General features: G+C 47.1%; 10 protein-coding genes. 6 read left to right on the plus strand and 4 right to left on the minus strand.

What is annotated here, in order from left to right; all coding sequences use genetic code 11:
• Nucleotides 1-230: 230 nt before the first annotated feature.
• The 3 genes from Q0668_RS12235 to Q0668_RS12245 form a co-directional block, all read right to left on the minus strand.
• Nucleotides 231-2,228, minus strand: coding sequence for a cytochrome b N-terminal domain-containing protein (locus Q0668_RS12235; protein WP_298864897.1), 1,998 nt, complete (start codon nucleotides 2,226-2,228; stop codon nucleotides 231-233).
• Nucleotides 2,229-2,307: 79 nt separating this feature from the next.
• On the minus strand, nucleotides 2,308-2,826 hold the full coding sequence (locus Q0668_RS12240; RefSeq protein WP_298864900.1) for a Rieske (2Fe-2S) protein: 519 nt from the start codon (nucleotides 2,824-2,826) through the stop codon (nucleotides 2,308-2,310).
• 475 nt (nucleotides 2,827-3,301) lie between these two features.
• Nucleotides 3,302-3,736, minus strand: a complete 435-nt coding sequence (locus tag Q0668_RS12245; protein ID WP_366918895.1) for a HEAT repeat domain-containing protein — start codon at nucleotides 3,734-3,736, stop codon at nucleotides 3,302-3,304.
• Nucleotides 3,737-3,821: 85 nt separating this feature from the next.
• On the opposite strand from Q0668_RS12245, the gene Q0668_RS12250 reads away from it, so the two are divergent.
• From Q0668_RS12250 to Q0668_RS12260, 3 genes are all read left to right on the plus strand, one after another.
• Nucleotides 3,822-4,208: a hypothetical protein gene (locus tag Q0668_RS12250; protein ID WP_298864922.1), complete on the plus strand. Its 387-nt coding sequence runs from the start codon at nucleotides 3,822-3,824 to the stop codon at nucleotides 4,206-4,208.
• A 1,090-nt stretch (nucleotides 4,209-5,298) separates the two neighbouring features.
• Entirely contained in the window at nucleotides 5,299-6,648 is a 1,350-nt protein-coding gene (locus Q0668_RS12255; RefSeq protein ID WP_298864902.1) for a hypothetical protein, read from the plus strand.
• 37 nt (nucleotides 6,649-6,685) lie between these two features.
• A complete protein-coding gene (locus Q0668_RS12260; protein ID WP_298864905.1) occupies nucleotides 6,686-7,450 on the plus strand; it encodes a polyprenol monophosphomannose synthase in 765 nt (254 codons plus the stop codon).
• A gap of 22 nt (nucleotides 7,451-7,472) precedes the next feature.
• Here Q0668_RS12260 and panB read toward each other — a convergent pair whose 3' ends face one another.
• Nucleotides 7,473-8,288: a 3-methyl-2-oxobutanoate hydroxymethyltransferase gene (gene panB / locus Q0668_RS12265; protein ID WP_298864908.1), complete on the minus strand. Its 816-nt coding sequence runs from the start codon at nucleotides 8,286-8,288 to the stop codon at nucleotides 7,473-7,475.
• A 651-nt stretch (nucleotides 8,289-8,939) separates the two neighbouring features.
• Between panB and Q0668_RS12270 the strand changes: the two genes are divergently transcribed.
• From Q0668_RS12270 to Q0668_RS12280, 3 genes are all read left to right on the plus strand, one after another.
• On the plus strand, nucleotides 8,940-9,992 hold the full coding sequence (locus tag Q0668_RS12270; RefSeq protein WP_366918896.1) for an FAD-dependent oxidoreductase: 1,053 nt from the start codon (nucleotides 8,940-8,942) through the stop codon (nucleotides 9,990-9,992).
• Nucleotides 9,993-10,042: 50 nt separating this feature from the next.
• Nucleotides 10,043-11,182 (plus strand): Xaa-Pro peptidase family protein, encoded by a 1,140-nt coding sequence (locus Q0668_RS12275; protein WP_298864914.1) that lies wholly within the window; start codon nucleotides 10,043-10,045, stop codon nucleotides 11,180-11,182.
• A 105-nt stretch (nucleotides 11,183-11,287) separates the two neighbouring features.
• The coding region (locus tag Q0668_RS12280) for an aminotransferase class I/II-fold pyridoxal phosphate-dependent enzyme (RefSeq protein WP_298864916.1) at nucleotides 11,288-12,088 on the plus strand (801 nt) is incomplete at its 3' end.

Genomic DNA, 12,088 nt, shown 5'->3' on the forward strand with positions numbered 1-12,088 from the left:
AGGTGAAGATTTTCAAAACAGAGGGACTTTTATAGTAGTGAGATCTTCAGTGTTCTCGAAAAGCAGTGCGCAAAAAACGCATCTCGCGCGCGACGCGCATTAACGCATTATGGATGCAGGTTCGGCTGAGTCAAGAGCGAAACAGTTCACCTGAACTTCTGGAAGAAAGGATGCTTTGAATGACTTAAATTGGTCCGTGCCTTTGATTGATTATAAAACGAGAAGTATGGTTATTTCTCGGGTGTAGGCCGTTGCCATTCTTCTCGCATCCATTTGACGAGCAGGTTCAAGTCATGTTGGGAGATTTTTGATTCTTCAAAGCCGGGCATCACGTTTTTCTCTCCGTAGAATTTTTCTGCAGCCGGGTTGCGAATAAAGCTGGAGAGCCATTGTTCGGAGCCATAGCCATTTAAATCTGGGGCAGCGCCGCCCCCCTCTTCTTCCGGGTCGCCTGCTTTCATGGCATGGCACTGTGCACAGTAACCATCAAAGTCGATGACTTTGCCCGCTTTGTCTTTGAAGTTGATGCCGCTGAAAACAGAGATACCGCGTTTGATGACTTCATCGCTGACGGGCTCATAATCTCTACGTTTGGCTTCGCGAGCGAGGAGTGCTGCGACGGCTTCAATATCTTCTTTGCTGAGAACTCCTTCTGTGCCAACATTGCTGTCGGCCCAGTCAGCCATGTCCCCGTTCAGAATCGCATCTCCCCCCTTCGTTGTACCAAGATGACCAAAGAATTTGTTGGCTTTCGGGTCCATTAAAAATTCAGAGATCCAGTCTGTCGTGGCGAATTTTGCCAAATCAGATGCTCGTGGAGTGGCTTTAACTTTCTTGCCTTCCTTCATCTCCATCAGATAGTGCCCTGTTCCGTCATGACCATTCCAGGTATGGCAGATTCCACAGTGACGGGCAAAAATAATCGGTCCCATCGATTTAGGGTCATTCCGCAGCAAAGAGGCAGGTCCCTCCGGTGGCACACCATTCTGACTGGCTAACCAACTGGCACGTGCCGCGTATGCAATTTCCTGCGCGCGGTTCAATGCGTAGTTCGGAGAACTTCGTTCTGTCTTAATGCCCCACCAGCTAATTCCCGCAATAATGAGAAAGCCACCAACGTATACGAAGATTGCAAACCGTTGTCCCCACTTCTCTCCCAATACTTTCTCATAAAAAGGAACCAGTACCAGTATCGCAAGAAGTAGAACAGGTAAAACAGCGGTAACTAAGACTTCGAGTTCCTTGGGGACCATGTGTCTGAGTTCAAACAGAAATCGGACAAACCACTCGGGACGCGCGACAAACGGAATGGAGCTGTCTGCGGGCGCTTCGAGTTTGATTTCACTTGCTTTCAGGTCTGCTTCCCAATCCAGTACGCCGACATCGACATGCTTGTTTTTAATCTCAGGATAGACCACCAGTTGTATCACAACCATTCCAATTAGAACCAAGGCCAAAATCAGCGTGCGTGTTGTTTGATAGGGCCAGTATGGCTGTGTGATTTCATCTTTGACGGGATCATCTTCATCCAGTTCGAAGTCGACATCTGGATCATCAGAAGCTTCTTTGATTTTTGCCGTTCGGAGACGCTCTCTACGAATCAGAGCCATATGAATTGTAAACAACAGAATGGCAATGACAGGTAATACAATGACGTGAATGGTATAGAGGCGTGTTAATGTGAGGTTTCCAAACTCACTTCCACCCACAACAAGTGAACGGAGAGTGGAACCAATCCCAGGCATCGTGCCTGCGATTCCAGTTTCTATCTGATAGGACCAGTAGCCTTTTTGATCCCAGGGGAGCGGGTTTCCTGTAATTGCTAATCCAACAATCACACCGCCAAGCAGTAGACTGGTCCAGTAAATAAATTCTTTGGGCTTACGATAGCCGGCAGAGAGAATGACCAGGAAGATCTGAACAATGATGGCGACAATCATCATATGTGCCGTGTAATGATGGAGGCCACGCACAAGCCAGCCTAGATCGACCTGAGTCTCGATATAATGCACGCTACCCCAGGCAGCTGCTTCAGAAGGGCTGTAAACTGTCATCAGTAAAGTGCCAGTCACGATTTCCACCAGCATCATCAATACCAGTGCACCTCCCCAGATATATTGCCAGCGTGAGCGTCTTTTCGTCGGAAAATTCAACAAGAAAATCGCATGCAAGAAATTCTTGTATCCGGTTCGTTCATCGACCCACGCTTTGATTTTTTCTGCCAGCACTGAAACATCTCCCTAAGGGAAATTAAAATGATTACATCAACGGAGTAAAGTGTCAGAGTGTGTCTGTCATCACTCAGCGTTAGTTGATGGGGACTTTTTCTACGATTCCGGTTTCAAACTTTTGAAATTCCACAACAACCCACTTCTCGCCACGGATGGTTTTGATCGAAGTTCTCAGTTGATCCATTCCTCGTGGTTGGGGACCACTCACCATGGATCCATCTGCTTCAAAAGTCGCTGCGTGGCACGGACAAAAATATTCTTTTTCACCCGGGACATAATCAACTACACATCCCAGATGCGGACATGTGGAGGAAAATGCAGTGACTGTTTCATCATTCGATTTATTGATCCAGACTGATCCGATCGGACCGGAAGGATATTTCGTCCAGGCATCGACCCTCTGATCAATGATAGTAAACCGCTGAGGAACATCTGGCTCCAGTTCATTCAATTTAGCCAGTTTGTAAGCTTCCTTTTTTTGTTGACCTCGTTTGAGAGTCGAAAACAAAAATCCTAATGCGGGCACGGCCAGGAGGAGAGCATAGAGAGAACTTAAAACTCCAGTGCAGTATTTAAGGAATTTTCGACGTCGCATGATGAGAACCTTTAATTCTGAAATGACGGCTGTAGATCAGGAGTCAGTCAGGCCAATTCAATTTGATTTCTGAGTCAAACAACATGTGTCTTTACAGGGTTACGATTTAATTTGCTTGATCGTGAACAGTTATACTTAGTAGTACTTTAGTTGGCAGGATGCTTCTCGTCTTAATGAGTTGCTGGTAAGGAGGGAAGTTACAACACACTTTTCCAATTCGTAACTTCTTGTAGTGTTAACTGGCAGGAGAACTCTATCGTATCAAATCTTAATACCGTTTACGAATCATTATTTTAAGTCTAATGGTTATCGGTCTTTAAGGTACTAAGCCTGACTAATTCGGATTATACTGTCCAGAATCAAAAGAATTCAATAGTGGTTTGCTTTTTTCTTGGACACAAAAAAAAACGGCTCCCCTTTGCAGGAGAGCCGTTTTTCGTCTTTTTCAGTCAATCTGAAATTGATCAGCGATTGATCAGTCAATCAAACCGAACAGATTTGACAGGCTGTTTCCGGTCAGACTACGAGACTGCTTTTGGTTTTGCAGTCGGCTGGGGAAGTAAGCCTTAGGATCTGAGGTTGGTGCAGGAGCAGGAGCTGCATTAGGCGAGCATCCAGCAGGAGCACATGTAGTGTCGCAGCAAGCTTTGCCACAGTCACCTTTAACAACATCGTATCCGCATAATCTCAGTGCTTGAGTAGCTTCACGTACAACCTTTTTGTCGCAGTCACCCAGAGCACAAGTCAGTGCAGCGGTCAGTTCAGGAGAGCAGCAGCAGCTGTTCTTTCGAAGCTGGTCGCCAATTTCATCAGCAGCTTTAGCACGAACACGTTCGTCAGCGTCGTTCAAAGCGTAGATGAAAGCACACATGATTTCAGGGTTGCATTCGCAGGTGAACTTATCGCCCAACTTGTGAATTGCTTTGCGACGGTGCTTAGCATAACAAGCTGTTTGAGATTTGTAGATCAGTTCTGCGATTTCGCAAGGATCTGCGTTGCAGCAAGGTTTTTCGTTGCAGCAAGAGTCTGCAGCTGGTGCAGCACAGGTCTTAGGAGCTGGAGCACATGCTTTGGGAGCAGGAGCACAGCAAGCTTTTGGAGCTGGGGCACATGCTTTAGGAGCAGGAGCACAGCAAGCTTTTGGAGCTGGAGCACATGCCTTGGGAGCAGGAGCACAGCAAGCCTTGGGAGCTGGAGCAGCACATGCTTTTGGAGCTGGTGTGCAGCAGTTATTTCCTGTGTTACAGTTTCCTTTGTCACAGCTTGATTCATTATCGCAGCAGCGACGTTTGAACCAGCCACGCAGCCTTCGAGCAGGCTTGCAGCAAGCAGGAGCAGTTTCACCACAGCAAGGTGGTTTAATGTTGGAGCACGCACGTTGATAGGTATAAACGTTTGGCTCGCATGGTTTCGTAATAGTGGGTTTACAACACTCGGGTTGACAGGTCGAGGCACATTCACAGCTCTTTGCAGCCCCGCGGTTAAGCGAAAGGTCAAAAAGATCTGCTTGTGCAACGGCATTCATCCCCAATGCTACAACAAGTGCACTTAACAGACTAATCCATTTCATAGAATAGCGTCTCCTTCTTAGGTCGAATTCTGACCATCATAGACAGATTGATGTGCCTCTTATGTCACATCATTTACGGTTACGGCGCGAATCTTGTTTTGTTCCTTGAGGGACTGCTTTCAATTTTAAATTTGAAATCAACAACTCGCGCTGGCTTGAAGTTTAAAGGAATCATTCCTTTACAATAGTAATTTCAGTATTTTCGATTGTGGTTGATACTCTCACGAGCATCATCCCAATTCACATCCGAAATGTTTCATTCGATCATTCAGATATGAATTCTCATTGCGACTGCTACAAACTATCGGCGTGCTGTAATCGTCGCTTGAATGTCTCAAGTCATTATCAGATAAAAAGGTTACGTCAATTTTCACACGGTTATGTGCTTCGTAACGGTTGGTTAATCTGGGGGAAATTTCCGATTGGAAAAGATCAGATGTGCCCCTTGATATGTGTGAAAATAGGCGGGCTGTATATCGAAGGGGTGTTTACATTTGACCGTGGTGACTGTGACTATTTTGAGGAGCCACCTGTTCCTGTCAGCTATTTTTGTTGCATGGTTTGCAACATCTCCATGCCTCTGTTGCTGAGAAACATGCCTCTCAAGTTTCTCCAAGCTGCCTGAGTTCCATGTAAACTTTGTCGATCAGAGCTGTCTGGAACAGTCACAACAAATTTTTTCTCTGTTCCAGATAGCGGTTCTGATCTAGAAGTGGGAATTGTACGTGAAAACAAATTTATACAATTTCTCAGTATCATGACGTTTGCTCGTATGGACCTTTATACTCTTAAAACGCTGTCAAAAGCAATTAATTGTATCGATTGAACAAACCTTGCTTTTGACTAAATTAACGTGCATAATAGAGTCGTTGATTTAAAGCTGGGCCATTGGGAGAAAAAAAATGCGATATCTTCTCATTCTGAGCACGGCTTGTCTGATAAATATGCTACCAGAGCAGGCTTCTGCGCAAAGGCACCATTCGGCTCACGGGCATCAGCACCACCGCTCTCATCACGGTCACTCTTATTCACGCTATTATGGTCGTACCTGGGCCAATCCGGGATGGTCGGTGGGTGGTCGTTCGGGAAACGTCAGTTTCAACTTTTCCTTTCCAGGTAGTTCCTATTATGGTAACCCATATGGCCCGTATTTTTATAATCGCTTTGGCTATTACAGCACCGATGCCTTTGTCGCAGGCAATCCCGTCTTATTTTCTGGAGGCTATTCGTTAAACGGCTTTTACCCCATACTTCCTGGTCTGGGATATTCTCCTCCTGCCGTATATCCTTATAGCAATGTGCCGGGAACTCTGCCCTTGTTGCCAAATACGACACCATTCAACGCTCCCGGTCCTGCTGCCAGCAATATCCCACTGAATAATGCATTGAATAACGATGTCGCGCGCTGGAACGATCAGAATTATCTCCCAAAACCATCGCGGAAAATTCAAAGACACATCATTCCCTCCACAAGGCATGCCAGAGAATTAAGTCTGAGGAATCAGGTGAAAGGGGATGAATACTTTAAAAAACAGGATTACCGCAGAGCCTATGATCGTTACAAACTGGCAGCTTCACTCACGAAAGATATCGCCACACCTCATTTCAAAAAGGGCTTTGCTCTTGTAGCGTTAAAACAATACAAACGGGCTGCTTTCGAATTTAAACAGGGATTGATTCTTGATCCCAGTTGGCCTGTTACAGGCGAAAGCCTCATCGCGCTCTTTGGTGCTGACAATGTAATCGCGAAAGATTCGTTATTACATCAGGTTGCCGAGTGGGTCAAAGAAGATATTCGTGATCCGGAAAGACTGTTTGTGTTTGGAGTGGTCTTACACTTTAATGGACAGGTGGAACAGGCAACTGACGTGATTAGAACTGCAGCCCGCCTGGCAGGCCGTGGAGATCATTTTCTGGCATTTCTGGATCCTCAACCTGTTGTTGGCCAAAAGCAAATGAATCCTGAGAAAGGGGGGCAATCAGGTTATGTCGTCGATCCGAAGAAAACGCGGGGAGCTGCTTTTGAATCTAAAAAGGGGCAACTGCAGAAGACGCCACTCAATCCTTCCCGATCAGCACCGGTTTCCAGGCCGCTTACTCTGCCACCACCCCCGACAAAGAAGCTGCCTGTGATTAACAATCAGTCACTCCCTCCTCTTCCCAAAGATGCAGATGCTGCAGGCGCGCCATTGATTCCAGTGCCAGAGCCTGCTAAAAGTCAGCTACCACCATTGTTAGTTCCTCCAAAATAATCATTAGCCGCTGTTTTCTTTGGGCTCGAAATTTCTAATGACAGACTCTGACCATCCACGATTATTAGTGACATTGTGTACTTATAATGAGCGTGAAAACCTGGAATTGTTAATTCCTGAGATTCATCAATATCTGCCACAAGCCGCGATTCTGGTCATTGATGATAATTCGCCTGATGGAACGGGGGATTATGCGAAAGAACTAAGAAACAAGGATCAACGGATTCATTCTATACACCGTAGCGGAAAATTAGGATTGGGAACTGCCACTATCGCCGGTTTCCAATATGCGATTGAAAATCACTATGATCTGGTTTTAAATCTGGATGCTGATTTTAGTCATCCTCCCCGTTTTATGCCCGCGCTGGTGGAAGCCACTAATACCGCTGATGTGGCGATAGGCTCACGCTATGTGCCTGGTGGAAAAATTGAAGGTTGGGGACCGAAACGCTATTTTATGAGTGGGGCCATCAACTGGTATGCGCGCCTGCTACTGCGCCTGAAATCGCGTGATTGTAGTGGAAGCTTTCGTTGCTATCAGGTTTCCAAGCTGGCCGAAATCGATTTTGCCCTGTTGCGTGCAAAAGGTTATGCCTTTCAGGAAGAGATTCTTTATCGCTGTCGACGGGTGGGATGTACTTTTCAGGAAGTCCCCTTCACTTTTGAAGAACGCCGCTTTGGAAGTTCCAAGATCAATCTAGGCGAAGCATTTTCCGCTTTATGGGTGATGCTGGTTCTGGGAATTGATAACTGTCTGGGAAAACGTGTTCGTTCCGTTTCGGCTGAACCGTCGGAACAATGAACCGTGACATCTCCCTTTGTCCTTAAGTATGACTATGAGATTCATCGGGGAATGCGCCTTCGCGCACTTCATTTGCATAGGCTTTCACCGCAGACGTCATCTCTGATGCGAGGTCGGCGTATTTTTTAAGGAACCGTGGATGAAAATCGGCATTCAAACCTAACATGTCAGGCGTAACCAGAACCTGTCCGTCGCATCCTGGTCCCGATCCGATGCCAATAGTGGGAATCGTTACCGTCTCTGTAATCTTCCGGGCAATGGGAGCGGTGATCATCTCAAGCAATATTCCAAACGCCCCTGCTCTTTCTGCTGCCAGAGCGTCTGCAATTAGTTGGTCTTCATCGCGTTGAATTTTTCCCATTCCTCCAATAGCGCGAACTGATTGCGGCTTTAGTCCCAGATGCGCCATGACAGGAATGTCGGCTGAAGCGATAGCTTCGATCGTTTTTGCCTGATTCAGACCCCCTTCCAGTTTGACTGCGTCAGCTCCCGTTTCCTTGAGAATACGTCCTGCATTTTCTAAAGCTTGTGCGGGCGAGATATGGAATGACATGAAGGGCATATCCACGATCACCAATGCCCGTTGAACTGCGCGGGCGACCATTTCACCATGATAGATCATTTCATCAACTGTCACAGGCAGCGTGGTACTTTTTCCCTGGACGACCATTCCCAAAGTGTCGCCAACCAGAATGCAATCTAAACCCGCCTCATCCAGAATTCTTGCGGATAGAAATTCATAAGCCGTCAACATAGTGATTTTTTGTTTTTTTTGCTTGCTAGCAAGAAACCGGGGAACGGTAAACTTTTTGGGCCGTGCAGTGGAAGCATTCGACACGGAACTCTCCTTTTAAACGCTCATCAAGTCTGACGATAAAGCCATTATTGGGGCATTCACATCTTGTTGTTGACACCGGATATAGACTGGGGTTCCACAATAGGAAAACTAAGTCCAAATTCGCAAGACTGAGGTCTGCTTTTCTTAGAAATCACAGTGAGGCAACATATTGTATTGTTTTGCATCGCATGATAATGCAACACCTGTTGCATTATGCGACACATTCACGATGCTTTCTGATTGAGCCTCACTCCGTTCATAATATATATAATACTATAAGTGGCATGAAATAAATGGCTTACGACCAGTGATGTATATTTTTTTCTGAGTGGTATGACGAATGCTTTTAAAGTTAATCAGCGATGGTGGCAGGCGTTGGCCCGCACTTGTCTCCATTCAGCACAGAAAAGGTGCTTCAGTCATTCATATGATTCGAAGCACCTTTTTTTTTCTCCTGATTTTCTGATTCCGCTCAAAAACGAGTCCTACCACCTTCTGGAATTTCTGCCCTCACTTCATTAGGATTGTGACACGCGTCAAGTGTGGACGCTGGTTGTGTTTCAGAAAATAATTCTATCAGCAACTTCTCATACTGAAAATCTGTTTTGCTCATTTCAGTCAGAGAGAATGCATATCAGGAGGTGAATGAAAGTGCCGGAAAAAGTCGTTGTGATTGGATCAGGACCCGCTGGTTGGGCTGCTTGTATTTACACAGCCAGAGCGAATCTGGAGCCCCTCTGCTTTGAGGGAGCTGTCACAGAAGAAAATCGTTTACAGGGGACGCTGCCCTTGGGGCAGTTGGCCTTAACCACAGAAGTTGAAAATTACCCCGGTTTTCCCGCGGGTAACCTTAATGCCTATCTGGATGTCTCGATAGATGAATCCAAGCGGAAATATATGGCCCCACATTTAGGTGAGGGTGTGAGTGGTCCGGAGTTGATGGAGTTAATGCGACAGCAGGCGATTAATTTTGGGACGCGGGTCGTCACCGATGATGTTGTTGATGTCGACTTTTCTTCACATCCCTTCAAAATCACTCCCTTAAATGGTGAACCGGTTGAGGCATTGTCAGTGATTATCGCGACGGGAGCCCGAGCGAATTATCTAGGCCTCGATTCAGAAGAACGCTTCAAGAATATGGGAGTTTCCGCGTGTGCTGTCTGTGATGGTGCCATGCCTCGCTTCCGCGAAAAGCCTCTAGTCGTTGTGGGCGGTGGCGACAGCGCCATGGAAGAGGCCACATTCCTGACCAAATTTGCTTCGAAGGTCTATCTCGTGCATCGTCGCGATGAATTCCGCGCCAGTAAGATTATGGCAGACCGGGCATTGGCAAATGAGAAAATCGAAGTCAAATGGAATTCTCAGATCGATGAAGTATTAGGCAATGATGAAAAAGGTGTGACCGGCGTACGGATAAGAAGCACTTTGGACGAAGATCAGACGGAAGAGTTGGATGCCACCGGCTATTTCGCTGCCATCGGTCATACACCCAATGTCAGTTTTCTAAAAGGGCAGATTGAAACGAACGAGAGCGGCTTTATTCAGTGGAAAATTCCTTTCCGAACGAATACCAGCGTTGATGGAGTGTTTGCTGCCGGCGATGTTGCTGACGACAATTATAAGCAGGCCATCACCGCCGCAGGTAGCGGCTGTATGGCGGCCCTGGATGCCGAACGCTGGCTGGTTGACAAAGGCTTCGACTAAGCTTCCACTCATTTTCTCTAGCTATTACCGTCTAAAGGACGAAGTATATTATGCTGTCAAAAGAAGGTTGTCTGGCACGTCAGAAACGTTTGTGGGAAGCGGTTCCTGATCACCTGGAATGGATCTTGATCGCTGACCCGCGTCATGTTCTCTATCTTTCAAACTTTCTCGTGCAGCCCTGTAGTTTCTCGCGGGGAGAACGGGCGCTGCTGCTGCTTGATCGGGACCAGGGCGTCACATTGATTGGCGATAACTTTACCCTCCGTTCTGCCGCTGCTGACTTCTTTGTGGATCATGAAGCGATTGAGCCATGGTACGATCATAAACACTCGGTAGAAAATCGTGACCATGCGCTGTTTAAAGCGTTAAAGTCAGTAGTTCCACAATTAAAAGGACGTGCAGGCGCGGTTGAAGCCGAATGGTTACCTGTGGGTGCCTTACAGGAATTGGAAATCACGCAGACCAATGCCAGCCTTGAATTGGGCAGTATTTTGCGTCAATTACGTCGGCAGAAACATGCGGATGAAATCGCGTTGCTGAAACAGTGCATGCAGGCCTGTGATGCCGGTCATGCTTGTGCGCGGGAAGTGATTGAAGCAGGCAGAAGTGAATTCGACATCTTCCGCAATGTCCAGGCTGCGGTGCTGCAGGCTGCCGGACTTCCCGTGATTATTTATGGCGACTTTCGAGCCTCTACGCCTGCCATTCCCAAAGCGGGGGGACTGCCTTCAGGGCACGTGCTGGAAAAGGGCGATCTGTTTGTCCTCGATTACTCAGTTGTGATTCATGGATATCGAAGTGATTTCACGAACACAATCAGTGTCGGTAAACCGACCGTCGATCAACAGAAACTATTCGGATTATGTCAGGCAGCCATGGCAGGTGGTGAAGCGTCTCTCAAAGCCGGAACAAAATGTGCCGACGTGCATGCCGCGACCGCTGCCCCGATCTGGGATGCCGGTTATCGTGAAAACTTTCAACATCACGCCGGTCACGGTATCGGGTTGGGACACCCGGAATCACCGATTCTCGTGCCGGAAAGTACCGATGTTCTTCTGGCCGGCGATGTAGTGACTTTGGAACCTGGTGTTTATGTGGAAGGCATTGGTGGAATGCGAATCGAACATAATTACCTGATCACGGAAGAGGGATTTGAACGTTTAAGTAATCACGTTATCTCGTTGACGTAATGTATCCGAAGTGAAAATTCGGTCGGACAGGATTCCGATTGTTTGCCATTCAGCGGTGTGATTCATGAGTGATCTTATTTTTTTCTGACAGGTATTCACAGCAGTATGTCCTCTCCAGAGCTTCCTGAATGGATTGATGACGAATTGCAGAAAATGCGGGCCGCTGGTCTCTTTCGATCTCGCAGAATATTCAAACCGGTTGCAGAGGGACGGTCTGTTCTGGAAGATCAAGAACTGGTCAATTTATCCAGTAACGATTATCTTAATCTGGCGCATGATGAACGTGTCATTTCTGCTGCCACATCTGTCTTGCCGGAAATGGGAGTCGGTGCGCAGGCCAGTGCCCTGGTAAGCGGTCGTACAAAGTGGCATGCGCGGCTCGAACGACGGCTGGCCAGTTTTGAGGGAACCGAAGATGCCATTCTGTTTCCCAGCGGTTATGCAGCGAACATAGGTGTGATTTCAGCGTTTGCAAATGAGCAAGATACGATCTTTTGTGATCGATTAAATCACGCGAGCCTGATAGATGGATGTCGGTTATCGGGTGCGAAACTGCGCGTGTATCGTCATGACAACCTGGATAAACTCAAACGCGAGCTTAAGAAAGCCAGCAGTACAGGTAAAAAAATAATTGTCACCGACTCCCTGTTTAGCATGGATGGCATCCCCGCACCATTGGTCTCGCTCTGTGATTTAGCAGAGACCTACAACGCCAGCTTGATCATTGATGAAGCGCATGCGACGGGAATTTATGGCGCAGCGGGTAGAGGTCTGGCTGAAGAACTTGGTGTGGAAGATCGGGTCACAATTCGGATCGGAACTCTCAGTAAAGCATTGGGAACCTTGGGCGGCTTTGTTGCGGGTTCAAGTTCACTCATTGACTGGCTCTGGAATCGTGTTCGGACA

The organism is uncultured Gimesia sp. (assembly GCF_937910335.1).
Classification (GTDB): domain Bacteria; phylum Planctomycetota; class Planctomycetia; order Planctomycetales; family Planctomycetaceae; genus Gimesia.